This window comes from Microbacterium sp. 13-71-7 (assembly GCF_002257455.1).
Lineage (GTDB): Bacteria > Actinomycetota > Actinomycetes > Actinomycetales > Microbacteriaceae > Microbacterium.
The window spans coordinates 1-25591 of sequence record NZ_NCKN01000003.1 but is presented as its reverse complement, the minus strand read 5'-3'; the positions used below and the strand labels follow the sequence as shown (position 1 = coordinate 25591).

General features: G+C 70.3%; 24 protein-coding genes and 1 pseudogene. 12 read left to right on the top strand and 13 right to left on the bottom strand.

The window, feature by feature from the left end; all coding sequences use genetic code 11:
- Positions 1-110: 110 nt before the first annotated feature.
- Positions 111-320 (bottom strand): helix-turn-helix transcriptional regulator, encoded by a 210-nt coding sequence (locus B7X32_RS00650; RefSeq protein ID WP_292714562.1) that lies wholly within the window; start codon positions 318-320, stop codon positions 111-113.
- Between the two features lie 557 nt (positions 321-877).
- On the opposite strand from B7X32_RS00650, the gene B7X32_RS00645 reads away from it, so the two are divergent.
- Complete coding sequence (locus B7X32_RS00645) at positions 878-1792, top strand: hypothetical protein (RefSeq protein ID WP_292714481.1); 915 nt, start codon at positions 878-880, stop codon at positions 1790-1792.
- A 55-nt stretch (positions 1793-1847) separates the two neighbouring features.
- Here B7X32_RS00645 and B7X32_RS00640 read toward each other — a convergent pair whose 3' ends face one another.
- A complete protein-coding gene (locus B7X32_RS00640) occupies positions 1848-2213 on the bottom strand; it encodes a hypothetical protein (protein ID WP_292714478.1) in 366 nt (121 codons plus the stop codon).
- 129 nt (positions 2214-2342) lie between these two features.
- Here B7X32_RS00640 and B7X32_RS00635 point away from each other — a divergent pair, with 129 nt between their 5' ends.
- On the top strand, positions 2343-2855 hold the full coding sequence (locus B7X32_RS00635) for a hypothetical protein (protein WP_292714475.1): 513 nt from the start codon (positions 2343-2345) through the stop codon (positions 2853-2855).
- A 217-nt stretch (positions 2856-3072) separates the two neighbouring features.
- Here the strand turns inward: B7X32_RS00635 and B7X32_RS00630 are convergent, their stop codons facing one another.
- Genes B7X32_RS00630 through B7X32_RS00620 form a run of 3 tightly spaced genes read right to left on the bottom strand, consistent with a single transcriptional unit; the run spans position 3073 to position 5261 of the window.
- Entirely contained in the window at positions 3073-3708 is a 636-nt protein-coding gene (locus B7X32_RS00630; RefSeq protein ID WP_292714473.1) for a response regulator transcription factor, read from the bottom strand.
- Positions 3705-4814, bottom strand: a complete 1110-nt coding sequence (locus B7X32_RS00625; protein ID WP_292714559.1) for a sensor histidine kinase — start codon at positions 4812-4814, stop codon at positions 3705-3707. Before B7X32_RS00625 ends, B7X32_RS00630 begins: the two co-directional genes overlap by 4 nt.
- 12 nt (positions 4815-4826) lie before the next feature.
- Entirely contained in the window at positions 4827-5261 is a 435-nt protein-coding gene (locus B7X32_RS00620) for a hypothetical protein (RefSeq protein WP_292714471.1), read from the bottom strand.
- Positions 5262-5540: 279 nt separating this feature from the next.
- Here B7X32_RS00620 and B7X32_RS00615 point away from each other — a divergent pair, with 279 nt between their 5' ends.
- Both B7X32_RS00615 and B7X32_RS00610 read left to right on the top strand, forming a co-directional pair.
- On the top strand, positions 5541-5747 hold the full coding sequence (locus B7X32_RS00615; RefSeq protein ID WP_292714468.1) for an antitoxin MazE-like protein: 207 nt from the start codon (positions 5541-5543) through the stop codon (positions 5745-5747).
- Positions 5744-6070, top strand: coding sequence for a type II toxin-antitoxin system PemK/MazF family toxin (locus tag B7X32_RS00610; protein WP_292714465.1), 327 nt, complete (start codon positions 5744-5746; stop codon positions 6068-6070). Before B7X32_RS00615 ends, B7X32_RS00610 begins: the two co-directional genes overlap by 4 nt.
- A 63-nt stretch (positions 6071-6133) precedes the next feature.
- Here B7X32_RS00610 and B7X32_RS00605 read toward each other — a convergent pair whose 3' ends face one another.
- The 3 genes from B7X32_RS00605 to B7X32_RS00595 form a co-directional block, all read right to left on the bottom strand.
- Positions 6134-6355 (bottom strand): RNA-binding S4 domain-containing protein, encoded by a 222-nt coding sequence (locus tag B7X32_RS00605; protein WP_292714462.1) that lies wholly within the window; start codon positions 6353-6355, stop codon positions 6134-6136.
- Positions 6343-6750, bottom strand: coding sequence for a cupin domain-containing protein (locus B7X32_RS00600; RefSeq protein ID WP_292714459.1), 408 nt, complete (start codon positions 6748-6750; stop codon positions 6343-6345). Before B7X32_RS00600 ends, B7X32_RS00605 begins: the two co-directional genes overlap by 13 nt.
- A 207-nt stretch (positions 6751-6957) precedes the next feature.
- Positions 6958-8271, bottom strand: a complete 1314-nt coding sequence (locus B7X32_RS00595) for a serine hydrolase domain-containing protein (protein WP_292714457.1) — start codon at positions 8269-8271, stop codon at positions 6958-6960.
- Between the two features lie 196 nt (positions 8272-8467).
- On the opposite strand from B7X32_RS00595, the gene B7X32_RS00590 reads away from it, so the two are divergent.
- Together B7X32_RS00590 and B7X32_RS00585 are read left to right on the top strand one after the other, a co-directional pair.
- A complete protein-coding gene (locus B7X32_RS00590) occupies positions 8468-9709 on the top strand; it encodes a serine hydrolase domain-containing protein (protein WP_292714455.1) in 1242 nt (413 codons plus the stop codon).
- Position 9710: 1 nt separating this feature from the next.
- Positions 9711-11048 carry a serine hydrolase domain-containing protein gene (locus B7X32_RS00585; protein WP_292714453.1) on the top strand — a complete coding sequence of 446 codons (1338 nt, stop codon included), beginning with the start codon at positions 9711-9713 and terminating at the stop codon, positions 11046-11048.
- Between the two features lie 148 nt (positions 11049-11196).
- Here B7X32_RS00585 and B7X32_RS00580 read toward each other — a convergent pair whose 3' ends face one another.
- The 3 genes from B7X32_RS00580 to B7X32_RS00570 form a co-directional block, all read right to left on the bottom strand.
- The gene (locus B7X32_RS00580) at positions 11197-11862 is read right to left on the bottom strand and encodes a response regulator transcription factor (protein WP_292714451.1); all 666 of its coding nucleotides are present in this window, start codon (positions 11860-11862) and stop codon (positions 11197-11199) included.
- Complete coding sequence (locus tag B7X32_RS00575; protein WP_292714449.1) at positions 11853-13598, bottom strand: sensor histidine kinase; 1746 nt, start codon at positions 13596-13598, stop codon at positions 11853-11855. Before B7X32_RS00575 ends, B7X32_RS00580 begins: the two co-directional genes overlap by 10 nt.
- A gap of 311 nt (positions 13599-13909) precedes the next feature.
- Complete coding sequence (locus B7X32_RS00570; protein ID WP_292714447.1) at positions 13910-14857, bottom strand: J domain-containing protein; 948 nt, start codon at positions 14855-14857, stop codon at positions 13910-13912.
- A gap of 202 nt (positions 14858-15059) precedes the next feature.
- Between B7X32_RS00570 and B7X32_RS00565 the strand changes: the two genes are divergently transcribed.
- Positions 15060-15503 carry a VOC family protein gene (locus B7X32_RS00565; protein ID WP_292714445.1) on the top strand — a complete coding sequence of 148 codons (444 nt, stop codon included), beginning with the start codon at positions 15060-15062 and terminating at the stop codon, positions 15501-15503.
- 88 nt (positions 15504-15591) lie between these two features.
- Complete coding sequence (locus B7X32_RS00560) at positions 15592-16398, top strand: 2-phosphosulfolactate phosphatase (protein WP_292714442.1); 807 nt, start codon at positions 15592-15594, stop codon at positions 16396-16398.
- Positions 16399-16420: 22 nt separating this feature from the next.
- On the opposite strand, the gene B7X32_RS00555 is transcribed toward B7X32_RS00560, so the two are convergent.
- Positions 16421-17071 (bottom strand): GntR family transcriptional regulator, encoded by a 651-nt coding sequence (locus B7X32_RS00555; protein ID WP_292714439.1) that lies wholly within the window; start codon positions 17069-17071, stop codon positions 16421-16423.
- Positions 17072-17149: 78 nt separating this feature from the next.
- Between B7X32_RS00555 and B7X32_RS00550 the strand changes: the two genes are divergently transcribed.
- Positions 17150-19999: an FAD-binding and (Fe-S)-binding domain-containing protein gene (locus B7X32_RS00550; protein ID WP_292714436.1), complete on the top strand. Its 2850-nt coding sequence runs from the start codon at positions 17150-17152 to the stop codon at positions 19997-19999.
- 152 nt (positions 20000-20151) lie between these two features.
- Here the strand turns inward: B7X32_RS00550 and B7X32_RS00545 are convergent, their stop codons facing one another.
- Positions 20152-22470: a hypothetical protein gene (locus B7X32_RS00545; protein ID WP_292714433.1), complete on the bottom strand. Its 2319-nt coding sequence runs from the start codon at positions 22468-22470 to the stop codon at positions 20152-20154.
- Positions 22471-22635: 165 nt separating this feature from the next.
- On the opposite strand from B7X32_RS00545, the gene B7X32_RS00540 reads away from it, so the two are divergent.
- From B7X32_RS00540 to B7X32_RS00530, 3 genes and pseudogenes are all read left to right on the top strand, one after another.
- Positions 22636-23685: a LacI family DNA-binding transcriptional regulator gene (locus B7X32_RS00540; RefSeq protein WP_292714430.1), complete on the top strand. Its 1050-nt coding sequence runs from the start codon at positions 22636-22638 to the stop codon at positions 23683-23685.
- Complete coding sequence (locus tag B7X32_RS00535) at positions 23682-25286, top strand: FAD-dependent oxidoreductase (protein ID WP_292714428.1); 1605 nt, start codon at positions 23682-23684, stop codon at positions 25284-25286. Before B7X32_RS00540 ends, B7X32_RS00535 begins: the two co-directional genes overlap by 4 nt.
- Positions 25287-25316: 30 nt before the next feature.
- A pseudogene (locus B7X32_RS00530) lies at positions 25317-25591 on the top strand (sugar ABC transporter substrate-binding protein); the annotation flags it as partial.

Below are 25591 nucleotides of genomic sequence, written 5' to 3'. Positions count from 1 at the left end.
CACCGGTTCGCACGCCTGAGAAAACGGCGGATCTGCGATCGCAAGACGCACGAGCAACCTCCAGCTCTGGGGGCTTTGTGACATGCTGGCGTGCGTTTCGGACAGCCGGGCTACGGGCCGTCCGCGAAGCGGAACTTGAGCTCGATGTCGATGTCGAGTGCGTGGATGATTCGCATCACCGTATCCATGGTGGGGTTGACCTCGCCTCCTCGAGGCGTGTGTCCGCGTTCGAGGCCACCGTACGTGTAGACGGTGATTCCGGCTTCCAAAGCCAACTGCTCCTGGGACACCCCTTTGAGGAGGCGGGCCTTTCGGAGCATCGCCCCGAACGCGCGGGCTTGTGCTCGACGCCGGTGAGCTAGTTCCAGATCGGTGAGCGGTCCTTCTTCTGCGTCAGCTCGTCTCCTCGGTAGACGTGACTGTCGTGCGAACGCGACAGCCCCGACTTCGGCTGAGGCGTCCTCTGCCTGAGCCGTGCCGAGCGGGATGAGAGATAGCGCGCAGTACAGGGCGAGCGAGAAGAAAGCCCTCATCAGGGCGGCGGCGCGGACGCGCCTGGTCCCGGTCCGAGACCTGCGGGCGATGGACGTTCCAATGCTGACGCGGGGATCGACCGGCGAGCCTGCGCCTCCGCATTCCATGCCTCGACAGTACACACCCAACATCCGCATCGGGGAGCCGTGCGTGCCTATCGTCACATCCTCAACCTGCTTACGATACTGCCGGGCGATTTCAGGGGTCAAGATGCTGGAGCACATTGGCAAGCCGCAGGGGATTCAGTAGCTTCCTAACCAACGGGGGGCGACCGCGACGCGACTGACAGAATGTCAGGTGCGAGTGGTCGAGCAATTCCTTTTGGAGCGAAAGATACGAGAGGGTGATTGTGAAGAAATCGAGTACAGCAATTCTTTCGATTTCCGTGGCCGCTGGGTTGGTCATGGCAGCTATTCCGGGTATGGCGATCGCGGATGACGGAACCGCCGATGACGCGTTGTCGACGTTTCGTAGCGTCGCGCCCGACTACGTCGCAAATGCTGTGGCACCGGAGACTGCGCTCTCCACAAGTTCGGACAATGCGGTCGCTACGGTTTCGGATGAGGCAATCACGATCAAGTCGGACTCAGGGACCCTGTCGCTGGTCGCCCCACAGGAAACGTTGGGCGTTGAATATCAGCCGGTGCTGATGGACGGCGGAAGCGCCCTGATCGCGATCGTGATCGACTCGCCCGCGGCCGGCGACGTGTTCGAGTTCCAGGCCCTCACGTCCGATGACTCGCGCGCGAAGGTGCTCGAGGACGGCTCGGTAGTCTTCACCGCCGCCGACGGCACCTTCAAGGGCGGTCTCGCGACACCGTGGGCGCGGGACTCCAAGGGCAACGACATCCCGACACGGTTCGAGGTCACGGAGGCGAACACGGTCCGTCAGCACGTGGATCTGTCCAGTGTCCCCGCTGATGCCTATCCCGTTGTGGCGGACCCATGGGCAGGGCACGACCTCGTTGCCTCTGCTTGGGTGACCAACCAAGGCGGATCTCAGTATGTCGTCCACGCTGTTCCGACTTCCTGGGGCGAGTTCTATCGCGGAATCGACACCCACTACGCCCACGTCGCCGAGCTTAAAGCGAAACTCGGATCACTTGCTTACAAAGTGACAGCGACCATCGACAACCAGTTCATCTGCCACGTGAACTACGGATGGCTCGGCGGTGGAGCGACCTACGACATGGAATCTTGGCGAGACAACATCCACTGGACCCTTCAGGGCAATCCCATCACCAAGTGCAATCCCTAACGACAGACTGCGGGGCGGGCGCCGAAGCGCCTGCCCCGCGACTGCTCGACTGGCATCAGATACCGATGGTGTGGCCCCAGGCGTAGAACGCATAAAAGACCATCGCAGATCCGACCGCGAGACCTGCGATGACCCCGACTGCAGCCCAGCCTGCTGACTTGCGAGCGCGGCGCGCACTCCAAATGATCAAAGCGACCACGGCGCAGAGCGCGGAAACCAATCCGACGATCATCCACATCCGGCCGCTGTCGTAATGTGCCTGTTCGGCACCGGTGGCCGGGAACGGAATATCACCATTGACCGTGCCGTTGAAATATCCGGAAATGGCTGCTGCAATCAATGTCGCCACCAAAAAGACTACGGCGAGATACGGGGTCAACTTCTTGTGCACAATGCTCGTTGTCTTGCCTTCAAGGGTCATAATGCAGGCCTCCAGTCGGACAGGTACTTGTGGGGGAGTCTACGCGAGCAGAATCAAACCGCAACCTGCAAAACTGCAAATCAAATAGTCCTAGCAAACGAGCTAGGCCACCCATGAAAAGGGAAACTAATGCAGAAAATTCGCTTGGCTTTGGCGGGTTCCGCCGCAGCTTTGGCTATTGTCGCAATGTTAGGCGCCCCTGCGTTCGCATCGGACGCTCCGACCATTGGCGACCTTGATCAGCTGTCGACCATTGAACTGGAAGTCCTGCGCAGTGATGCACCGAAGAAGATCCAGGTCGATCCGAACTCCGGCGACATCACTTCAGTTCAGAGCCTGACCGACTCCGAGATGAGCGGACTACTGCGAGCCGCCGGCGGCGGCATCTCAAGTCGTACGCTCACCTCAGTGGGCACCTGGTATGGCCGCCCACCCGCTCTCAACTATGACTTCAACCTCGGCGTCACGAGCGGTACCTGGCCGAATCGCGGCAACTTCTACACGGGCCCGTACTATGCGAAGCTCTGCTGGAACAACGGCCTTGGCACCTTCTGCATGCCAGAGCGAAACGGGGCCAACGCCTGGATCGAGTTGGGAAGCAGCGTCACAGGTCGATCTGTAGACCTTTCGACAACCCGCTGATCTGACCGAACACAACATGGGGGTGGCGCGCATTGCAGTGCGCGCCACCCCCATGGGATTCGCGCTAGAGCCAGGTGTCATGGTCCTGCCGACCCCTCGCGCGAGGTCCAGACCGGGTATTGACGCCCTCGTTCGCCAACCAGTGACTATCTACCCGTATGTGGCAACTCCGATATCCAGTCGCCTGTCCCAGTCGGCCGCCGTCCCGTGGATGCCATCAGCGCGTCGTGTCGAGCAGTCCCCGTCGGAATCCTTCGGCGACCGCGGAGGCGCGATCGCCGACGCCGAGCTTGGCGTAGATGCTGAGGAGGTGCGTCTTGACCGTGCCCTCGCTCACGTGCAGGCGGTCTCCCGCGGCGCGATTGGTCGCGCCATCGGCGATGAGGCCCAGGATCTCGAGCTCGCGCGGCGTGAGCAGGCTCGCCTCCGGGGCGCGCACACGGCCGACCAGGCGCGACGCCACCTCGGGCGAGAGCACGGTCTTGCCGGCCGCCGCCCCGCGGATCGCGGCCAGGAGCTCATCCCGGGATGCGTCCTTGAGCAGGTATCCGGTGGCGCCGGCCGCGATCGCCGGCAGCACGTCGGCGTCCGCGTCGAACGTGGTCAGGACCACGACCCGGCTGGCGATGCCGCGCCGGGCGAACTCCCGCAGCGCCGCGACGCCGTCCATCCGGGGCATCCGCAGATCCATGAGCACCACGTCCGGCGCCAGCACCTCGGCCAGCGCGATCGCCTCGGCGCCGTCCGAGGCCTCGCCGACGACCTCGATGCCCTCTGCGGATCCGACCATGCCGACGATGCCGTCCCGCACGACGGGGTGGTCGTCGACGACGAGCAGGGTGAGCGCGCTCACGCCGGGACCTCCGCCCGCACCAGGGTGCCGCGCCCGGGGCGGGCCTCGACGATCAGGGAGCCAGAGGAGGACTCCAGCCGTTCCCGCATCGCGATGAGTCCGTAGCCGCCGGATCCCGCTGCGGCGTTCTGCAGGCGCTCGACGGGGTCGAAGCCGCGGCCGTCGTCCCGCACCTCGAGGCGCACCCCGGCAGGATCCGTCCGCAGCGCGATCGTCACCCTGTTCGCCGCGGCGTGCTTCTCGACGTTCGCGAGGGCCTCCTGCGCCATGCGCAGCAGCGCGACCTCGGTCTCGGTCGGCAGCGGGCGCGCCGTTCCGGTCACCGTGACGGCGGAGGGGACGCCGGTGCGCGCCGACCACGCGCGCGCGACACCGGAGAGGGCGTCGGCAAGCGAGGTCTGCTCGAGCGCGGTGGGGCGCAGGGCCTGCACCGAGCGGCGCGCCTCGGCGAGCCCGTCGCGGGCCAGGGCGAGGGCGGATTCGGTGTGGCGGCGGCGGATCGCGTCGTCTGAGGCCTGTTCGGCGGCCTGCAGCTGGGTGATGATGCCGGTGAAGCCCTGGGCGAGCGTGTCGTGGATCTCGCGGGCGAGGCGGGCACGTTCGTCCTGCACGGCCGTGCGGTGCAGGGTCTGCTCGGCGCGATGCAGGCCGAAGGACAGCCCGCACATCACGACGACGTTCAGCAGGATGACCGCGATGGTCCCTGCGACGCCGGCCGGATCCGCGCGGAATCCGGAGCTCTGCGCGAGGCCCGCGACGACCGCGGTCCCCGCGACGGGGAGCAGTTCCCACGGCCAGTCGACGAGCGAGTACGCGAATGAGAACGTCGCGATCGCGAGGAATCCGAACGTGCCCTCGCGGAGCACGAGCAGGAGGTTGAGTGCGATCGCGACGGTCAGGAACACGGCGATCGCAACGGGCCGATCGCGCCAGCGGAACGGCAGGGTGCGCATCAGGAGGACCCAGAGCCCGTAGGCCGCGCAGAGCGCCAGCGTGGGCCCGAGCCGGGACCACTGCCCCCACTGCACCGGTGTCACGAACGCGACGAGCAGCCCCAGCACGACGTACGGGGTGACCGCGAGCACGCTCCGCCAGCGCGAGTCCATCACGGCCCGACCCTACGCCGTCTTCGGGAAATGAGCGCCCATGCGGGGCAGGTTCACCAGGATCGCGACCGGCAGCAGGAGCAGTCCGCAGACCGCCTGCTCGAGACGCACCCAGTCGGGGAGGAACCCGGGGATGGAGACGATCACGACGACGGCGGCGACGATGATCGGGCTCACGATCCGCAGGCGCACCCAGGCGCCGCGGGATCCGCGGGCGGCGGAGACCGCGATCGCCAGCACGACGATCGCGCTCGCGAGCACGAGGGAGCAGCGGATCCAGATCGCGGTGTCGAAGCCGATCCCGGCGGCGCTCGCGACGCCGAGGTAGGCGATCATGGCGGCACTGACGGTGACGAAGGCCCCGCTGAGCAGCAGGACGGGACGGAAGGCCGCGCGGCGGGCGGTCTCGCGGGTGCTGCCGGCGGTGAGGGGGAGTGTCTTGTTCATGCCTCCAGCGTCCTCAGACGCGGCGCCCGGGGGATCCACCGATCGGTCAGGGTCGAGCACCGATCGGTCGAGCGCGGGCCGTTCGGTCCACACAGATCGCGACGTCAGCCCGTTGCGCACCGATTGCGTGCACCGTGGCCCCGTGGAAGCCTCGTCCATCGATCATGGGGTCATGACAGAGCGCACGCAGTCGAAGTCATCGTCCGCAGTCGCACGAGCCGCATCGTGATGAAGGTCACGTCATTGCCCCGCGATCCGTTACATGTAACGATGGGGGACATGGGCGTCAACGAGCGGGTGGGCGAGTATCGGCGGCGAATGCGCGAGCGGGGCTTCCGTCCGATACAGGTCTGGGTGCCCGACGTCCGCAGCGCGTCGTTCGCGGGGGAGGCGCAACGACAGGCCGCGTTGATCGCGAGTGCGGCATCGGCGACAGAGGAGCAGGCCTTCATCGAAGCCGTATCGGCCGAGTGGGATGACGAATGATCCGCGGCGAGCTCTGGACTGTGGCCGGCGGTGTGTACGCGTCGAAGCCTCGGCCGGCCCTGATCATCCAAGACGACCTGTTCGCCGGCACGGCATCCGTGACCGTGCTGCCGTTGACCGGTGCTTTGATCGATGCTCCGCTGCTGAGAGTCAGGATCAGCCCCGGCGAGCTTTCCGGCCTGACGAAGGAGAGCGACGTCATGATCGACAAGGCCACGACCGTGCGCAGGCAGAACGTCGATGCGCGGATCGGTCGCCTGTCCGCCGAGCAGATGACCCAGGTCGAACGACTGCTCCTGGTGTTCTTCGGAATGGCGCGCTGAGTCCCCGCGCAGACGAGGAGCGGCGCAACAGCTGTGTTCTCGGCTCATCCGCGCGGCACCGCGTCAGGGGCGGACGCGCACCGTGCGTCCTTCGTACGTCACGTGGTCGCCGTCGACGAGCTGCCGACCGCGGCGACGATCCACCTCGCCGTTCACGCGCACGTATCCGTCGATGATCGCCTCCTTGGCGTCACCGCCGGAGTCCAGCAGCCCCGCGAACTTCAGGAACTGCCCGAGCCGGATGCCCTCGCCCCCGATGGAGACGTCCTCGCTCACGCCGTCCACGGGAACGTCCGCTCCTTGTCGAGTTCGCCGTCGCGTCCGATCGCGGCGAGGCTGTCGCCGCCCCCGCGCAGGCACAGCCACTTCAGCGGGGTCTCGGCGTCCGCGGCGCTGTGCACGGCCCGCCAGGTCTCGGGCGCGACGCGCACCACCGTGCCCGACTGCACCTCGACCACGTCATCGTCGAGCGCCATCTGCCCGCGCCCGTCGAGGAACACGTAGAGCTCCTCGAAGCGGTCGTGCCGGTGCCAGAACGGCGAGCTCGCTCCTGGATCCGTCGCGTTCACCGACATCCCGAGGTACCGCGCCGCCTCGCCGTCGACGAACCTCTTCCCGGTGCCCTCCGCGACACCCCAGGTGTCGATGCCGCCGATCTCGCTCACGTCGTAGCCACTCATGCCGCCACGCTATCCCAGCCGGGCGAGCCGACGCCCCCTCGCAGCATCCGCGCCCCCCTGTATTGACGTTGCTGCGAGGGGGCGCCGACGCTCAGAGGGGGCGTCGACGCAACGCGCCCGGCCGCAAAGCGCCCGGCCGCAACGCGCCCCGCCCGCAAAGCGCCCCGCCCGCAAAGCGCCCGCCCGCAACGCGCCCGGCCCGCTCACCTACTTCTTCTGCCGGGCGAAGGGGGTGCCGAGCTCCTGCGCGAGGGACTGGAAGATCCGGGTCGCGGGGGAGCTGCAGGGCAGGTCCGTCGGGTTGTCGGTCAGGGTCCTGGCGTCGCTCGGGCAGTCGCCGGAGGGGATGTCGCTGTTGACCATCGCGATGATCGTGGTGTCGTCCTTCGTGCTGTAGAACATCGCGGTGTTGTAGCCGGGCAGCTCGCCGGTGTGACCGACCCAGCCGTTCTGGCAGCCCCAGCCGATGCCGTACCCGCCGTTGCCCGGCCCGTTGAACTCACGGAAGGACGTGAGCCGCTCGATCTGGTACTTCGCCGCCACGAGCCCCGCCCCCGTCGCCTCGGCCCGCCCGAATTTCAGCAGGTCCTGCGGGCTCGAGATCAGCTCGCCGGCGGTCCAGCCCCACGAGGGGTTCCAGTTCGTCGTGTTCGCGGGCTTCTCCGGGGTGCCGTGCCCGCCCTGCAGGGTGAATCCCTGGGCGTGCGGATCCGGGAACGCCGGGGATCCGGCCGGGAAGATCGTGTGCGTGAGGCCGAGCGGGCCGAGGATCTTCTCCGCCAGCACGTCCTGGTAGCTCTTGCCCGTCACCTTCTCGATCACGAAGCCCAGCAGGATCGTGTTGGTGTTCGAGTAGTCGAACGCGGTTCCGGGCGCGAAGTCCTGCGGCTTCAGGCTCAGACCGGCCTTGAGCAGCTCCTCCGGCTTCCACACCCTGTCGGGCTCGGAGAAGAAGATCTTCTGCCAGGCCTCGTCCTTCGTGTAGCTCGTCACCGAGCTGCTCATGTCCGCGAGCATGCGGATCGTGACCTCGCCGCCGCGCGGCACGCCGTCGACGTACTTCGAGATGGGGTCGTCGAGGCTCAGCTTGCCCTCGGCTGCGAGCTGCAGGGTCAGCGTTCCGGTGAAGGGCTTCGTGATGGACCCGACGCGCTGGTAGATGTCGGTCGTCATCGGGGCGCCGGAGGAAGGATCCGCCACGCCGTAGGCCTTGAGGAACAGCCCTTTCGGCGACTGCAAGGCCACGACCGCGCCCTTCGCCGAGGTCTGGGCGAAGGCCGCCTGCGCGGTCTTGTCGATCGTGGCGGTCAGGTCGTCGGGAAGCGCCGAGGTCGGCAGGTCGGCGGTGCGCGCCACGACGGCCGAAGGGTCGGCGACGCAGGTCGAGACCGCGGGCACCGTCGATGAGGGCGTGCCGGCCCCCGTCGAGGCGGGGCCGGTCGAGGGCTGCGCCGAGCAGCCGGCGAGGACGAGCAGGGCGGCCGCGAGCGCGATCGGCCTCGCGAGACGAGCGGTGACCATGGCGGAGCTCCTTCAGGCGGATCAGTCCTCTCCCATACGAGACTCTGGCACCGGCCGCGCCCGTGAGGAATAGACGTAGGCCCATTCCGGCCCGCGCCCTGCCCCGCGAGACTGGTGATCGCAGGGGATGCTCGAGGGGATCGGGGGCCGGATCCGCACATGCGGGGTTCCGATGTGCGCGACGAGGAGGCTCACGATGATGGCGGAGACCGGGGTGCGACGGGGCGCGGCGGCAGCCGCCCTCCTGGCGATCGGACTGATCGTGTCGGGATGTGCGAGCGGCGGCGCTTCGGGCGCCGTCGCGTCCCCTTCCGCATCCGAGGGCAGTGCCACCACGGGCAGCGTGACCACGGACGCCGGCGCCCTGCGCACGCGATTCGACGCGCTCGCGACCGAGCTCGGCGTGCCGGGAGCGGCAATGCTCGTGCGCACGCCGCAAGGAGAGGTCACCGCGACCTACGGCGTGACCCAGCTGCACGGATCCACGCCCGTCTCCCTGGACGACCACTTCCGGATCGGATCCAACACGAAGACGATGACCGGGACCGTCATCCTGCAGCTCGTGCAGGAGGGGAGGATCGCGCTCGCCGACAAGGTCGCGAAGTACCGCCCCGACGTGCCGAACGGCGGCTCGATCACGATCGAACAGCTGCTCACGATGCGCAGCGGGCTGGCGAACTACACGACGACGCTCGAACTCAACCGGGCCCTCGACACCCAGCCGCAGCGCGCCTGGAATCCCGAGGAGCTCGTGGCCATGGGTCTCGCCGAGCCGCCGACCTTCGCCCCGGGCGAAGGCTGGAACTACTCCAACACCAACACCGTGCTGCTCGGCCTCATCGCGGAGCAGCTCGAGCACAAGCCGCTCGCCCAGATCTTCCGGGAGCGGCTGTTCGAGCCGCTCGGTCTGCGGGAGACCTCCTACCCCGACATCGCGGACGCCTCGCTGCCGGAGCCGTACTCGCACGGCTACATGTACTCGACGAACGTCGACACCATGGAGTCGAGCGCGCTGCCGCCGGACCAGCTCGCCCAGGCGAAGGCCGGCACGCTGCTGCCGAGCGACACCACGGACCTCAACCCGTCGTGGGCCGGTGCCGCCGGCGCCGGAATCTCCACGATCCGCGATCTCGCGCACTGGGTCGAGGCGCTCGGTTCCGGCGCTCTGCTCGGGCCGACCCTGCAGAAGGAGCGCCTGGCCAGCGTGCAGCCGGTCCCGGTCTCCCTCCCGGACCCGAAGTACGGCTGGGGGATCGCGAAGATCGGCCCGCTCTACGGTCACACCGGGGAGCTGCCGGGCTACAACTCGTTCATGGGGTACGACCCCGTGCAGAAGGTGACGATCGTCGTCTGGACGAACCTCGCCCCCGCCGCCGACGGGCGACCGCCCGCCGCCACGATCGCCACCTCGCTCATGAAGAGCATCTACGGAGGTTGAGATGATGCCGTCCCCCCGCCGCGTGCTGCGCGACTCCCGCCGCACCCCGCGCGACCTGCGCCGGATCCTGGCGCTCGCCGCCGTCGCCGGAGCGCTCGTCCTGGCCGGCTGCTCCGGCCCCTCCACCGCGTCGCCGGGCACGCCCTCGCCGTCGGCGACCCCGGCGCCCACCGCCGCGGCCGCGTGCGTCGCGGATCCGGCCAGGACCATCGCCGCGAAGCCCGGCGCGAAGACGACGGCCGCGCTGCCTGCGGAGACCGTCGCCGGACTCGATGCGGCCGCGGCCGAGGCGTTCGCCCTCGGCGCCTCCCCGGGCGCGATCGTCGGAGTGCGCTCGCCCGAGGGCACCTGGACGAAGGCCTACGGATCCGCCGATCCGGCCGCCGGCACCGCGATGCAGGTGGGCATGCACACCCGCATCGCATCGCTCACGAAGATGTACACCGCGACGATCGTCCTTCAGCTCGCGCACGAAGGCAGGCTGAAGCTCACCGACACCATCGCGAAGTACGTGGAGGGGATCCCGAACGGCGACAGGATCACGCTCACCCAGCTCGCCGACATGACCAGCGGCGTCGCGAGCTACACGATGAACGAGAAGCTCCTGCAGAAGTACTTCGCGGATCCGACCGCGGTCTACACGCCGGAGGAGGTGATCGAGGCGGGCGCCGCCGTCTCGCCGCTGTTCCCGCCGGGGGAGAGCTTCGCCTACTCGAACACGAACACGGTGCTCCTCGGGAAGGTGATCGAGAAGGTGACCGGCCAGGACATCGGCACGGTCATGCAGGCGCGGATCTTCGACCCGCTGCACCTGACGAACACGTCGTGGCCGGGAACTTCGGCCGCCCTGCCGGAGCCGTATGCGCACGGGTACACGCTGAACGGCAACACCGCGACCCCCGACGCCCCGACCGACTCCACGGACTGGAACCCGTCGTGGAGCTTCACCGCCGGCGAGATCATCTCCGACATCGACGATCTGCTGACGATGGGCCGCGCCCTCGGCACCGGGCAGGGGCTGGTCGACGCGAAGACGCAGACCCTGCGGCTGACGTCCTTCTCGCCGATCGGCTACGGCTTCGGGATGAGCTGTTCGCAGGGGTGGGTCGGACACACCGGCGATCTCTCCGGCTACAACACCTCGCTCTTCTACGACACCGCGACGGACACCACCGTCGCGGTGCAGACCAACAGCGACATCGCGTCGGGCGGCTGCACGACGTCGCCCACGCTCACCGACGACCCCGGCGACGCGATCTGCCAGACGCCCGCGGTGCGGCTCCTGGTCGCCCTCACCACCGAGCTGGGCACGGCGTACGCGCCGCCGCCGCGGAAGTAGGCCCCGGGGCCGTTGAGCGATCCAGCCCCCGCCCGGGGGAGCGATCCAGCCCCCGCCCGGGGTCGCGAGCGCAGCCCTCGCCCGGGGTCGTTGAGCGAGCGCAGCGAGACGAAACGCGGTGCCCCTCGCAGCGGGTATCGGATCCGCCTCAGCGGTACTCCTCCGCCACGGACGCCAGGAAGCGCAGGACGGCGAGCACCCTGCGGTGGTCCTCGCCGTCGACGGGCAGGCCCAGCGCGGTGTAGATGTGCGAGGTGTGCTGGACGACCGCCTTCTCGGAGAGGAACAGCTCCGTCGCGATCCGCGCGTTGCTGCGCCCCTCCGCCATGAGCGAGAGCACCTCGAGCTGGCGCGGGGTGAGCGATCCGACCGCCCCGCTCGCCCGGCTCGCGCGGGTGACCAGCACGGCGACGACCTCGGGATCCAGGGCCGTGCCGCCGGCCGCGACGCGGCGCAGGTCGGCGGTGAACGTGGTGACGTCGGCGATGCGCTGCTTGAGCAGATAGCCGAAGCCGCCGCCGTTCTGATCGAGCAGCTCGGTCGCGTAGCGGCGCTGCACGTACTGCGAGAGGACGACGACGGGGATCCCCGGATGCGTCTCGCGGATCCGGAGCGCGGCGATCAGGCCTTCGTCGGTGTGGGTCGGAGGCATCCGGATGTCGGTGATCACGAGGTCCGGCTGGAGCAGATCCACCTGCTCCAGCAGCGCCGCGGCGTCGCCGACGGCCGCCACGACCTCGAATCCGTCCTGTGCGAGCAGATGGCGCAGGCCTTCGCGCAGCAGCACCTCGTCCTCGCCGATGATCACGCGCATGGCAGCTCCACCCTCACCTCGGTGCCGTGGCCCGGCTCCGATCGCATGCGCAGGCTGCCACCCAGGGCGTCGACCCTGTCGAGCAGGCCGCGCAGGCCCGCGCCGCGGTCGACGCTCGCCCCGCCCACGCCGTTGTCGCGGACGACGATGTGCAGCCGGCCCGCGTCGGTGTGCAGGATGACGCGCACCCACGATGCCTTCGAATGCTTGACCGTGTTCGTCAGGGTCTCGGCGATGATGAAGTACGCGGTGTGCGCGGTGGTCGACGAGATCGCCGCATCCTCGACGTCGGTCTCGAGGGTCGCCGGGATCGCCAGCCGATCGACGAGGTCCTCCGCGGCGGCGGTCAGCCCGCGTTCGGTGAGGGTGACCGGCAGCACGTTGTGCACGAGGCGGCGGAGGTCCGCGGCGGCCTCGTCGATGCCGTGCCTCAGTCGCGCCGAGGCCTCACTGGTCTCCGCGCTCGCGTCGGGGGCGTTGGCGATGGTCTGCGCGGCGAGGGCCAGCAGCACGAGCTGCACCTGGATGCCGTCGTGCAGGTCCTGCGCGATGCGCGAGCGCTCCCGGTCGGCGGTCTCGACGAGGCGGATCCGCGACTGGGTGAGAGCGTCGTTGCTCGCGAGCAGCTCGGCGGTGAGGCGCTCGCGGTCGATCGCGATCGCGAGCACGTCGCCCGCACGCCGCACCGGCGCCGGATCCGCCGTCATCCGGGTGTCGTAGACGATCGCGCCGACGAGCCGGGAGTCGACCCGGATCTCGCACCAGCCGCGGTCCGGTCCGCGCTGGGCGGGGTCGACCTGGCCGCCGGTCTCGTCGACGTACTCGTCGCGCTCCGCCGACCAGTAGACGACCCGCAGCGAGTCGTCGCCGAGGGTGCCGGCCAGCGCGCGGGCGACCGCGGGGCCGCCCGCGCCGGTGATGCCGAGCCAGGCGCTCAGCGGCTCCAGCGCGCCGGTGCGGCGGAACCCGCCGAGCAGCACCCCGAGCAGGAACGCGACGGGGATCGCCGCGGAGACGATGAGCTGCGTCACCCCGCCGAGCGACGGATCCCACCCGAGGGCGCCGACGATCGTGGGTGCGAAGGCGAGCAGCAGCACGGCGACGATGCCGTAGCCGAACAGGGGCAGCAGCACGCGCCGGTGGCCCGGATCGGCGAGGACGAGACGGCGGGCCAGCACGATCGCGGTGAGCACCATGACGGTGATCCCCAGGGTCTTCTGCACGGCGGCGACCGCCGGGACGGCCCCCGGGGTCGTCGCGGAGAGCAGGACGAGGACGAGCTGGAACACGGGGCAGGCCACCCAGCCCAGCACGACGGTGGTGATCGACAGCCGGCCGCGCAGGCGCCCGGACGGGAACGCGTGCAGCAGATGCATGGTCATCGCGAGCGGACTGGTCGCGAAGATCGCGCTCAGCACCGAGAGCGCGTCGACCCCGAGGTTCACGAGACCGGCGAGGAACAGGGCGATCCCGCCGACCACGAGCAGCAGGCCCGTGTTGTTGTGCGGGCGGCGCCACCACGCGAGCAGGCCCGCGGCGACCCAGATCCAGAAGACGCCGGTGAACAGCGCGACCACCCAGAGCGTGTCGGGGGTGCGCAGCCCGATGCCGAGTTCGACCACGCCCAGCAGCAGCGCGAACGCGGCGATCATGACGAGGGCGGCCGGAAGCGGGCGCTCCGACCCGCCGCGCGGGCGCACGGCGGAGGGCAGGTCGACGGTTCCCGGATCCGCCATCGCCTCTCCTCTTCGCCCCTCGCGATGCGCATGACGCGCACCCCCATGATGTCGCGTCGCCGCAGCGGTGACCATGGGCCTGAGTCCCGTGCCGGGGGCGGCGGCTGCGCCGCGGGGCGCTCGCCTCGTCGGGGCCGCAAGACGTCGACGCCCCCTCGCAGTTTCGACGCCCCCTCGCAGTGACGTCCGCCAGAGGGGGCGCGGATCGCCTGAGGGGGCGCCGACGCAGGTGGCGGCAGCGACGCAGGCCGGGGCAGGCGACGCGGGGCCGCGACGCGGGGACGCTCCGCGGGGGCGGAGCTCCGCGGGGCTCAGGCGAAGCGGACGGTCTGCTGGATCCGGGTGCGCACGTCGAACAGCTCGGTGCCGCCGATCGTCCGGGATCCCGGCACGCCGGAGCGCAGCAGGGTGCGGAGCGTGCTGCGGCGCGAGACCACCACGGTCGTGCCGCGGATCGCGCCGAGCGGGGTCATCGCCTGGGCCAGGTCGTCGTCGGGGAGCACCAGGATCGCGCCGCCGAAGCGCACCCGCGCCGCGCGCGCGACCGTGCGCACCTGCGTCACGAGCGCCGTGATCGGGGCGCGGGGTCCGGACCCGATCACCTCGCCGCCGCGGAAGCGCGCGATCTCGCCGAAGTCGGCCGACATCAGGCCGTAGAGCCCGGACGGGCCGAGCACGATGTGATCGAGCGCGTCGGGGGGTGCCGGGGCCGACCCGGCCGTGGGAGCGTCGGTCGGGGAAGGGCCGCCGGGCACGGCCACGTCGTGCCACGCGGTGAAGCCCATGCCCAGGTCGGCGACCGAGCGGGCGGTGTGCTCCTCGGCGAGGGCGTGCGCGAGGATCCGGCGCAGCTCGCGGGGGATCGTGCGCACGAACGCGGGGTCGTACGGATCCGGCACGTCGGATCCGGCCCAGGCGTGCACCTGCGCGACGTAGTGACGCCGCCGGCTCGCGCCCGCCTCGCCGTAGGCCTTCGCACGCGGGCGGGTGTCGGTGCGCGCGGCGGGCGCGCGCCAGCCGTCCCACGCGACCTCGTCCTCGGAGAACCCGTGCCCGCGGTCGTAGGCGGCGCGGAGCTCGGGCGTGCCGACGAGCTCCCAGGCGCGCTGCACCTGGATGAACACGGTCGCATCGCCCCCCGTATCGGGGTGCGTGCGGCGCAGCTGCAGCCGGTAGGCGCGGCGCAGCTCCTCGTCGGAGGCGCTCGCGACGACGCCGAGCACCTCGTACGCGGAGGCGGAGAGCGGGCTGTCGAACATCGCCCTCCTCGGGTGGTCTGCGGCGGCGGATCGGCGGAATACAGGGTATCCGGTCCGATGTCGGAGGCCGTCCGTAGGCTCGGGATCACGACGAGAGGATCCCCCATGGCGATGATCGATCCGGCCACTCCCACCGGCTACACGACCGTCGCGCCCTGGGTCGTGACCGACGACACCGGCGCACTGCTCGACTTCATCGCGGGTGCATTTCGAGGGGGAGGAGCTCGCCCGGGTGCAGACCGCGGACGGCTCGATCGGGCACGGCGAGATCCGTGTCGGGGACACCGTGGTGCTGGCCTTCGACCGGCGTCAGGACTGGCCGGTCATGCCGAGCCTGCTGCGCGTCTGGGTGGCGGACGCCGATGCGGCCTTCGTGCGAGCGCTGGACCGCGGAGCGACGGTCGTGACCGAGCTCGGCGACAACGCCTTCGGGCAGCGCGGCGGGCGCGTGAAGGATCCGTTCGGCAACATCTGGTGGGTCTCCGCCCAGGTCGAGGACGTGCCGGAGGATGTCATGTGGCAGCGCCTGCAGGAGCCGCGCTACGCCGAGAACATGCGGTACGCGCAGGAATCGCTCGACGCGGCGCTGACCGGGTCGGCGTCGACCTGGAGCAGTGCGCCGCTGCGTTCCGACGACGTGCGCTGAGCCCGGAGTCCGGCGAGGCTGAGCCCGGAGTCCGGAGCCCGGCGAGGCTGAGCGCGGGGCGCCGAGTCCGGCCGGGTAGCATTCCCGGGTGAGATCCCCGATGAGCCCCGACCATCCGCTGCAGCAGGACTACGAGGTGCGCTTCGACTGGGCGCACGAGGGCCTGCGCTCGATCGCGCAGGGAGCCGGCGTCATCGTGGTGATCGACGCGATCTCGTTCACGACGACCGTGGAGCGGGCGGTGACCGAGGGGCTCGAGGTGCAGCCGTTCCCCGGCACGCGCACCGAGGCCGAACGGATCGCCGCAGAGCACGGCTTCGGAGAGGCCCGTCTTGCCGGCCCGCGCGGGGGAGCGGGGGTGACGCTGTCGCCGTCGAGCCTGACGACCGAGAACGTCGCAGCCTTCGGTGCGAGCAGGGCCGTGGTGCCGTCGTTCAACGGCTCGCGGCTGTCGGCGGCCGCCGCGCGGTTCGGCGTGCCGGTGCTCGCCGCCTCGCTGCGCAACCGCTCCGCCGTCGCGCAGTGGATCCTCGACCACCAGCACGCCGTCGGGCACCGCGTGAAGGTCGCCGTGGTCGCGGGCGGCGAGGTGCGCGACGACGAGACCGTGCGGTTCTCCGTCGAGGACCTGCTCGCGGCGGGCGCCGTCATCGACGCCCTGGGAACGCTCGGCATCGACGCGTGCTCGCCCGAGGCCGCGGCGGCATGCGCCGCCTACACGGGCCTCTCCCGGGCGACCCGTCACCTGTTCACGGCCTCGTCGAGCGGCGTCGAACTGCGTGAAGAGGGACAGGGCGCGGACGTCGAGCTCGCCGCCCAGACCGACGTGTCCTCGACCGTGCCGGTGCTCGTCGACGGTGTGTACCGGATGGCGGAGCCGGGCATCGGCGCCTGAGCGGCGGGATCCGACGCGATACTCAGTCGCTCAGTGCGTCCACCAGGCGCTCCTCGGCGGAGCCGAGGTGGTCGTGCAGGAGCCGGGAGGCGAGATCCCCGTCATGGTCGCGGACGGCGTCCAGGATCGCGCGGTGCTGCGCCGCGATGTCATGCGCGTCGAGCAGGCGGCGGTCCTGCACCTGGGCCATGCAGAGCCGCGTCTCGTCCAGCAGCGTGCGGTACATGCGCGAGGTGCGCGCGCTCTCGATCCCGTCGATGAGCGCGGTGTGGAAGCGGATGTCCGGATCGACGGTGGCGGCATCCGGCCTCGGAGGCAACGCGCTGATCTCGTCGTTGGCCGCGATGGCCGCCGCCGGGATCCGGGCGTCGACCGCGAGCTCCCGCAGCGCCATGCTCTCCATGCGCGCGCGGGTGCGGTAGACGTCGCGCACCATATCCGCGTCGATCGCGGCCACACGGGCGCTGCGGTGCGCGGTCCGCACGAGCAGCCCGCTCGCGACGAGCTGCTCGATCGCCGCTTTGGCGCTCGGGCGCGCGATGCCGAACTCTGCGGACACCCAGGCCTCGGTGACCGCCGCGTCGCCGGGGAGCGTTCCGTTCAGGATCCGTTCGCGCAGCACCCGGCTCGTCGCCTCGACGACGCCGACGATGTCCAGGGCGCTGTTGATCATGGCAACAGCGTAGAAGATGCGGGCCCGATCGGTATGCTTGTCAGACAATCTTGATCGCGCTGTCGCGAGGAGTCCCGCATGCCCGCCGCCCTGACCTCACCCCTGGACGAGGCCGCCCTCGGGCCCGGCGTCCGGGTCGCCTCGCGGACGATCGACCGCTTCGCCCGGGCGCACGACGCCTCGCACTACCTGCTCGTGCCCGACGCGGTGCTCGTGCCTCAGGACGCCGCAGCGGTCGCGCGGGTGTTCGACGCCGTGCGCGCGGCGGGCCGCACCCTGACCTTCCGCTCCGGCGGCACGAGCCTCAGCGGGCAGGGCGTGACCGGCGACGTCATGGTCGACACGCGCTCCGCGTTCCGCGGCATCAGCGTGAGCGCCGACGGGACCTCCGTCGCTGCCCAGCCCGGCGCCACCGTGCGCCAGGTGAACACGCGGCTGGCGCGGTTCGGGCGCAAGCTCGGGCCGGACCCGGCGAGCGAGATCGCCTGCACGATCGGCGGGGTGGTGGCGGACAACTCGAGCGGCATGGCCTGCGGCATCGTGGAGAACTCCTACCGCACGATCGAGTCGATGCTGCTGGTCCTGCCGAGCGGCACGGTCCTCGACACCGGCGCGCCCGACGCTCTCGCCCAGCTGCGGGATCGGGAGCCCGGGATCGCCCGGGGGCTGCAGCATCTGCGCGATCGCCTGCGCGGCGACCCCGCGCTGAGCGCCGAGGTCGCACGTCAGTTCTCGATGAAGAACACCATGGGGTACGGCCTCAACTCCCTCCTCGACTTCGACGACCCGGTGCGGATCCTGGAGCACCTCGTGATCGGATCCGAGGGGACGCTCGCGTTCGTCGCGGAGGCCCGGTTCCGCACCATCCCGATCCAGCCCGCGATCTCGACCGGGCTGCTGGTCTTCGACACGCTCTCCGATGCGATGGCGGCGCTGCCGGGACTGACCGCGCTCGGGCTCGCCACGATCGAGCTCATGGATGCGGCCTCGCTGCGCGTCGCGCAGGGGCTCAGCACGGTGCCGGAGGCGATCGCCGGGATCGACGTGCAGGGGCACGCGGCGCTGCTCATCGAGGTGCACGCCCCGGATGCCGCGGCGCTCGCCGAGGGGAAGGCTGCGGCGCTCGCGCACGTCGCCTCCCTGCCGCTCACGACGCCGGCGCGGATGACCGAGGATCCGGCAGAGCGCGGCGAGCTCTGGACCGTCCGCAAGGGGCTGTACACCGCGGTCGCGGGAGCCCGCCCGTCGGGCACGACGGCGCTGCTCGAGGACATCGCGGTGCCGGTCGAGCGCCTGCTCGGAGTGTGCGAGGGGCTCACGGCGCTGTTCGAGAAGCACCACTACGAGGGCTGCGTGATCTTCGGGCACGCCAAGGACGGCAACGTGCACTTCCTGGTCAACGAGCGCTTCGACGATCCGGAGGCGCTGCGCCGCTACGAGGCCTTCACCGAGGATCTCGTCGAGCTCGTGCTCGCCCAGGGCGGCACCCTCAAGGCGGAGCACGGCACGGGCCGCATCATGGCCCCGTTCGTGCGCCGCCAGTACGGCGACGTGCTGACGGACATGATGTGGGAGATCAAGGGCCTCCTGGATCCGGAGGGGATCCTCAACCCCGGCGTCGTCCTGTCGGACGATCCGAGCTCGTACCTCGCCGACCTCAAGCTCGTGCCGACCGTGGAGGGCGAGGTCGACCGCTGCGTCGAGTGCGGGTACTGCGAGCCGACCTGCCCCAGCAAGGACGTCACGCTCACCCCGCGGCAGCGCATCGTGCTGCGCCGCGACATGACGGCGGCCCTGCACCGCGGCGAGGTCGAGGTGGCCGCCGAGATCGCGCGGGACTACGACTACGACGCCGTGCAGACCTGCGCCGTCGACGGCATGTGCGGGGTCGCCTGCCCGGTCGACATCAACACCGGGGATCTCGTGCGCCGGCTGCGCGCCGAAGAGGCGGGCCGGCTCGAGCAGGGCGTGTGGAACGCCGCGGCGAAGGGCTGGGGTGCGGTCACCCGCGGCGGCGGTCTCGCCTTGAACGTCGCGCAGGCGCTCCCGGCGCCGCTCGTGACCGGCGTGACCAGGGCCGCCCGAGCCGTGCTCGGTGCCGACACCGTGCCGCTCTACGACGCGCGCCTCCCCGGCGGAGGCTCGCGCGCGCCGGAGGCCCAGAGTCCCGTCGATGCGCAGGCCGTGCTGTTCGGATCCTGCATCGGGACGATGTTCGGCGCGGAGCAGGACGCCGACGGCGTGCACGGCGAGGGCTCCAGGGAGGCCGTGCGGCTGCTGCTGGATCGCGCCGGGATCGCCTACAGCGTGCCGCCGGACGCCGGCGGCCTCTGCTGCGGCACCCCGTGGAAGTCCAAGGGCCAGCTCGACGGCTACGCCACGATGACCGAACGCGTCCTGCCGGCCCTCTGGCGGGCGAGCCACGAGGGCGCGCTGCCCGTGGTCTGCGACGCCGCGTCGTGCACCGAGGGGCTGCACGTCATGCTCGCGAAGGCCGTCGCGGAGCGCCCCGAGTACGCCGCGCTGCGGATCGAGGACGCGACGACCTTCCTCGCCCGGGAGGCCCTGCCGAGACTGACCGTGCGGGAGCGCATCGGGTCGGTCGCGGTGCACCCGACGTGCTCCACCACGCAGCTCGGCGCGAACGACGCCCTGCGCGCGCTCGCCGCGGCCGTCGCCGACGACGTGTACGTGCCGGAGGGCTGGGGCTGCTGCGCGTTCGCGGGCGACCGCGGCATGCTGCACCCCGAGCTGACCGCGAGCGCCACGGCGGTCGAGGCCGCCGAGATCGCGGCCGCCGGCGTCGACCGCGGCGGCTTCGACGCCTATGTGTCGGCGAACCGCACGTGCGAGCTCGGCATGAGCCGCGCGACCGGGCAGCCGTACCGGCACGTCGTCGAGGTGCTGGAGGAGTTGACCAGGGCCTAGCCCGGGCTGCTGCCGACCGCTGCTGGTCGGGCCACGGTCCTCACATCTGCAGGACTTCTGCACGTCTGCAGGACGATTCCCGTGGAATCATCCTGCAGACGTGGATCCGTCCTGCAGACTGAGGTGCGGATCTGACGCGGTGCGCGCAGCGCTCACGCCCCGAGCTGCGTGCCGCTGCAGTCCAGCCCACGGTAGATGCGGGGCGCGCCGTCGAGCGTGAGTGTGACGGTTCCCGCGCCGGGCGCGAGAGAGGTCTCCTGTCCGATGCAGTCGATCTGGATCACGCTCGCACCTGCGGCCGGGATCGCCAGCGTCGTCTTGGTCGGCCAGGGATCCAGCCAGAGCTCGGGAGCGGGGAACGTGCTGCTCGCAGGGTCGTGGACAGCGTTCAGGATGTAGCCGTCGGCGCGGTTCCACAGCACGGCGAACTCGCCGTCCGGCGCGTCGAACAGGAGGCCCCTGTTGTCGGCATCGGCGAAGTCGAGCCAGCGGACGAACGTGGCGCGGTCGAGCAGTCGCGCCGCGTTCGCGTAGGCGAGCAGGGACGGCTTCGCGCTGGTGTCGCGGTTCATCAGGCCGTAGTGGTACTCGGCGTCCGCGGGGTTCGCGACCTGCGGGTTGCCGAGGACGCTGTCGTGGAACTGATACCAGCACACGCAGCGGACGCCTTCGGCCTTGGCGAGCGCGAGGCTGAGGAACACGTTCTCCGCGGCGTGCCGGTAGGTGTCGTACCACCACGCGTTGGGCTTGGTGCAGGCGTACGCCTCGGTCATCCAGATCTCCTTCGGCCCGTACTGCGCGACGAGCGCCTTGAGCCGGCGGAGACCGCCGAGGAAGTTCCAGTACGTGCCGTTCGATCCGGCGTCCACGGGATCCTGCGGCACGTAGTCCGGGGTGAAATTGCCGCGGCCGGGATGGAAGGCGATGCCGTCGATGAGATCCCAGCCCCCGGCCGCGTGGAAGTTCTGCACCCACGGCTCGTCCATGCCGGCGAGCCCGTTGTTCAGGAGCTTGAGTGACGCCCCGGTGGCGACCAATCGGTCGTGGACGGGGCGCAGCGCCTTGTCGACGTACGCCTGCGCCGCGGTCCCGGTGTTGAACGGACGGTTCAGCTCGTTGCCGACCTCGAAGTACTCCGCACCGGCTCCGACGGCGATCGCGGTGTTCGCGGAGGCCCACGCCGTCGCTTCGGCGGGAGTCGCCGTGAGCGAGGGCTGCAGCTCGATGTTGTGCGACATGCCCCGTGCGTCGAAGACGGAAGGCGGCAGCCCGGGCCCACCGTCGTACGAGATCCGCACCCGGTCGACGCCGATGCTCTGCCACAGGTCGAGGACGGCCGTCGCCGAGGGCACCTGGAGCCACGGGTAGTTGGCCATCCCGAACATGCTGTCCGAGGTCGCCGGATGGTCGCGGGGCGGGATCGCCGCGAGATTGGTGCGGGCGAACGCCTCCGTCCCGCCGGCCACCGCGGCGATCTCGGTGACGATGAAGCCGGATCCGGGCGCGGTCAGGAGGAAGCTGTGATCCAGTGTTCCTGAGGCCTGCACGACGACGGAGACGGTCTGACTCGCCAGCAGCGCTCCGTTGAAGTCGCGCGCCCACCACACCAGATCGACCGCGCGATCGGTCGCACTGCCGTTCGCGACCTGCGCGGAGATCGTGAGCTGCTGCCCCGCGGACTCCCACAGGCCGAACGGGCGGTCCGTCCAGACCTCGATGCCGAGATCCTGCGCCGTGCCGATCGCGGCGACCGCCGAGGGGCGCTTGTCGCTGAAGAAGAAGTCCGCCCGGCTCACGACGCTGCCGTCGGGCTGAACCACGCCCGGCGCGTGCACCCAGGTCGAGTTCGTCCAGGACTGGCGCGATCGATCGAGGATGAGCAGGCCGTGCAGCGCGCCCCATGCGGAGGTGTGCGCGACACCCACGGCGTCCTCGAAGGGTATTCCTCCGCCGGCGTCCCGCTTCCACTCGGTGAGGGCCACATAGCCGTCCGGCTCGGTCGCGGACAGGACCGCGCGGCTGAACAGGAATCCGTCCGGGATGAACGCAGCGGATCCCGAGGCGTGCCATTCGAGGCGCACATGGCGGGTGCTGATCGAGAACAGCCCGTAGACCGCGATCGTGCCCGCTGCGGCGGGCATCGCATAGTCCATCCGGATCGCGGGCGTTCCGTCTGCCTGCGTCACGAGCGTCGGGGTGCCGCCCGTGGACACCTGGATTCCCGTCGCGGTGTCCTTGGTCTGGAACTTGGAGCCCTGCATGCGGATGACGCCGGAGCCGTCCCTGATGGCGACGCGACCGCCGGGACTCGCGACGATGCTCACCCCGTCCGCGCTGAGCGTCACATCGCCCGCGGCCGCATTCGCGCGGATCGGGCTCTGCGCCGCCACCAGCAGCGCACCCGCCGCGAAGGTCGCGCCGAGGAAGCCCCGTCGGGTGAATCCCTTGGCGTCGTCGGTCCCGTTCGTCATCCGGATCTCCTTCGATCGTGATAATGCGCATTAGCGCCAGAGTGGTCCTCAGTCTGTTCCCTCGTTCGCGGCGATGTCAAGAAGGGTTGCGCTTCCTGAAGATACGCATTAGCGTCGTGGTCACGCCTTGGTGATAGGCATTATCAGACGGACGCGGAGGACGGCATGTCGGGAAAGACGGGCAAGACGACCCAGAAGGAGATCGCACGGATCGCCGGGGTCAGCCAGACGACGGTGTCCCTCGTGCTCAACGATCGCGACGGCACGAACGTCCGGATCCCGGAGGCGACCAGGGAGCGGGTGCGGCGCGCGATCGAGCAGACCACCTATGTCGCCGATCCCGCCGCGCGACGGCTCGCGGGGCTGGACAACAAGATCCTCGGCGTCTTCACCTACGAGTCGGCGTTGACCGCCGAGAGCATGGACTTCTACGGACCCCTTCTCAACGGGATCGAGCGCGCCGCCGAGCAGCACGACTGCGACCTCCTGTTCTTCACCAGCTCCCCGGTCGAGAACGGCTCGCGCCGGCTCTTCCACCGGAACACCCGGCTGCGTCTCGCCGACGGGTGCATCCTGCTCGGCCAGCACATGGACGGCGAAGAGCTGGCCCGGCTGGTCAGCGAGGGCTTCCCCTTCGTCGCCGTCGGTCGGCGGGACGAGGCCGAAGGCGTGCCCTACGTCGGGATCGACTACCGCGCGCTCACCCGGGAGCTGATCGCGAAGGCCGCGGAGCGGGGGCACACGACCGCCGTCTACGTGCACGGCGACAGGGACACCCCCTCGTCGCGCGACCGTCTCGCCGAGATCGAGGCGGCGGGCGAGAGCGGATCCCTGTCCTTCCTCTCCCTGCCGGACGTCGGCGGCGACCTCGCCGCGACCGCGCGCGCGATCGTCGAGAGCGGAGCGACGCTCGTGGTCGCCGAAGACGCGTTCGCCGCCGAAGATCTCGCCCTCGCCCTCGAGCGCCTCGGCATCTCCCTGCCCGGCGACATCTCCCTCGCGGCGCTCGGCGAGGTGCAGAGCCACACGGTCGGCGGGCTGCGCCTGTCCGGATTCCACACTCCGCGCCAGCGGATCGCCTTCGAGGCGCTGAGCCTGCTCCGCGAGCTGATCTCGGCTGAGCCGGAGGACGCGGCGACGATCGACCGGCAGCGGCTCCTGAACGGCTCCCTCGAGCTCGGCGAGACGCTCGTGGCGCGTCGGGCGGACGCATGAGGGTTCTCCGTGCGGACGTCGCCGTCATCGGAGGCGGACTCGGGGGCGTCGCCGCCGCCCTCGCCGCCCTCGGCCGCGGCAAGCGCGTGGTCCTTTCGGAGGAGTACGCGTGGCTCGGCGGCCAGCTCACCTCGCAGGCGGTCCCGCCCGACGAGCACGTCTGGGTCGAGCAGTTCGGCGTCACCGCCCGCTACCGCGCGCTGCGCGAGGGGATCCGCGCGCACTATCGCTCCTTCTATCCGCTCACCGACGCCGCCCGGCGCGACCTCCGGCTCAACCCCGGGCTCGGGCGCGTGAGCAGGCTCTGCCACGAACCCCGGGTCGCCGTCGCGGTGATCGCGCAGCAGCTGGCCCCCCACCTCTCCAGCGGCCGGCTCACGGTCCTGCAGCCGTACACGCCCACCTCGGCCGCCGTGGCCGAGCACGTCGTCTCCTCCGTGGTCCTGCGCCATGCCGAAGACGGCACGGAGGTGCGGGTGGAGGCGCCGTTCATCCTCGACGCCACCGAGACCGGCGAGCTCCTCCCGCTCACCGGCACCGACTTCGTCCTCGGGGCCGAGTCGCGCGCCGAGACGGGTGAGCCGAGCGCCCCGGAGCATGCGGATCCCGGCAACGTCCAGTCGATCTCGTGGTGCTTCGTCTTCGACCACATCGAGGGCGCGGACTTCACGATCGATCGGCCCGCGAACTACGACTACTGGCGCGAGTACGCCCCCGCGTTCTGGGGAGACCGGCTGCTCTCGTTCACCGCGCCGCAGCCGCGCACGCTCGAGCCGGAATCCCGCACGCTCCACGTGAACCCGCCCTACGGCACGGGCGCCGCGGAGGATCCGCGGAAGGATCCCGGCGACCTCGACCTCTGGGAGTTCCGCCGGATCATCGCCCGTCAGAACTTCGAGCCCGGTGCCTACGAGAGCGACATCGTGGTGGCCAACTGGCCGATGCTGGACTATCTGGACGGGTCGATCATCGACGATCCGGACGCCGAGGCCCATCGCGCGGCGGCCAAGGAGCTCTCCCGCTCCTACCTGTACTGGCTGCAGACGGAGGCGCCGCGTCCGGACGGCGGCACGGGGTGGCCCGGACTCCGTCCCAGGGGCGACCAGACCGGAACGGCCGACGGATTCGCGCAGGCCCCCTACATCCGCGAGTCCCGCCGGATCAGGGCGGTCACCACCGTGGTCGAGCAGGACATCTCGGTCGCCCACCGCGGGCACGCGGGGCCGGCGACGTTCGACGACTCGGTCGGGATCGGCATGTACCGGATCGACCTGCACCCCTCGACCGGCGGCGACAACTACATCGACGTCGAGTGCGCGCCGTTCGAGATCCCGCTCGGCGCGCTCGTGCCGGTCGCCACGCGCAACCTCATCCCCGCCGCGAAGAACATCGGCACGACCCACATCACCAACGGGGCCTATCGGCTCCATCCCGTCGAATGGAACATCGGGGAGGCCGCGGGCGAGCTCGCGAGCTTCTGCCTCGACGAATCCACGCTTCCGAGGCACGTGCTCTCGGACCAGGAGCTGCGACAGCGGTTCCAGAACCGACTCGTCGAGTCGGGCATCGAACTCCATTGGCCGGAGATCCTCGGCTACTAGCGAGCCCCCTCCTATCAAGAAAGCCCCCCCATGAACACAGCAAAGAAGCTGGTCGGCGCTGCTGCCCTGGCGACCGCCGCGATCGTCGCGATCACCGGATGCAGCGCCACTCCGAGCACCCCTGCCCCCACCACCGCCGCCCCGGACAGCGTGGCTCTCCGGATGACGGTGTGGACCTCGAACGAAGCGCAGCTCGCGCTGTTCGCCTCGATCGCCGACGGCTACAAGGCCACGCATCCCGAGATCAAGTCGATCACCTTCGACAGCCTCCCGTTCGCCGACTACAACACGACCCTCACGACGCA

Coding starts and splice junctions, on each gene's coding strand:
- B7X32_RS00625 (WP_292714559.1), bottom strand. CDS start 4,814: ATGGACTCGCGCTGGCGGAGCGTGCTCGCGGTCACCCCGTACGTCGTG.
- B7X32_RS00540 (WP_292714430.1), top strand. CDS start 22,636: ATGTCGGGAAAGACGGGCAAGACGACCCAGAAGGAGATCGCACGGATC.
- B7X32_RS00545 (WP_292714433.1), bottom strand. CDS start 22,470: ATGACGAACGGGACCGACGACGCCAAGGGATTCACCCGACGGGGCTTC.
- B7X32_RS00610 (WP_292714465.1), top strand. CDS start 5,744: ATGATCCGCGGCGAGCTCTGGACTGTGGCCGGCGGTGTGTACGCGTCG.
- B7X32_RS00650 (WP_292714562.1), bottom strand. CDS start 320: ATGCTCCGAAAGGCCCGCCTCCTCAAAGGGGTGTCCCAGGAGCAGTTG.
- B7X32_RS00555 (WP_292714439.1), bottom strand. CDS start 17,071: ATGATCAACAGCGCCCTGGACATCGTCGGCGTCGTCGAGGCGACGAGC.
- B7X32_RS00615 (WP_292714468.1), top strand. CDS start 5,541: ATGGGCGTCAACGAGCGGGTGGGCGAGTATCGGCGGCGAATGCGCGAG.
- B7X32_RS00595 (WP_292714457.1), bottom strand. CDS start 8,271: ATGGTCACCGCTCGTCTCGCGAGGCCGATCGCGCTCGCGGCCGCCCTG.
- B7X32_RS00585 (WP_292714453.1), top strand. CDS start 9,711: ATGATGCCGTCCCCCCGCCGCGTGCTGCGCGACTCCCGCCGCACCCCG.
- B7X32_RS00640 (WP_292714478.1), bottom strand. CDS start 2,213: ATGACCCTTGAAGGCAAGACAACGAGCATTGTGCACAAGAAGTTGACC.
- B7X32_RS00635 (WP_292714475.1), top strand. CDS start 2,343: ATGCAGAAAATTCGCTTGGCTTTGGCGGGTTCCGCCGCAGCTTTGGCT.
- B7X32_RS00550 (WP_292714436.1), top strand. CDS start 17,150: ATGCCCGCCGCCCTGACCTCACCCCTGGACGAGGCCGCCCTCGGGCCC.
- B7X32_RS00535 (WP_292714428.1), top strand. CDS start 23,682: ATGAGGGTTCTCCGTGCGGACGTCGCCGTCATCGGAGGCGGACTCGGG.
- B7X32_RS00620 (WP_292714471.1), bottom strand. CDS start 5,261: ATGAACAAGACACTCCCCCTCACCGCCGGCAGCACCCGCGAGACCGCC.
- B7X32_RS00580 (WP_292714451.1), bottom strand. CDS start 11,862: ATGCGCGTGATCATCGGCGAGGACGAGGTGCTGCTGCGCGAAGGCCTG.
- B7X32_RS00575 (WP_292714449.1), bottom strand. CDS start 13,598: ATGGCGGATCCGGGAACCGTCGACCTGCCCTCCGCCGTGCGCCCGCGC.
- B7X32_RS00570 (WP_292714447.1), bottom strand. CDS start 14,857: ATGTTCGACAGCCCGCTCTCCGCCTCCGCGTACGAGGTGCTCGGCGTC.
- B7X32_RS00590 (WP_292714455.1), top strand. CDS start 8,468: ATGATGGCGGAGACCGGGGTGCGACGGGGCGCGGCGGCAGCCGCCCTC.
- B7X32_RS00600 (WP_292714459.1), bottom strand. CDS start 6,750: ATGAGTGGCTACGACGTGAGCGAGATCGGCGGCATCGACACCTGGGGT.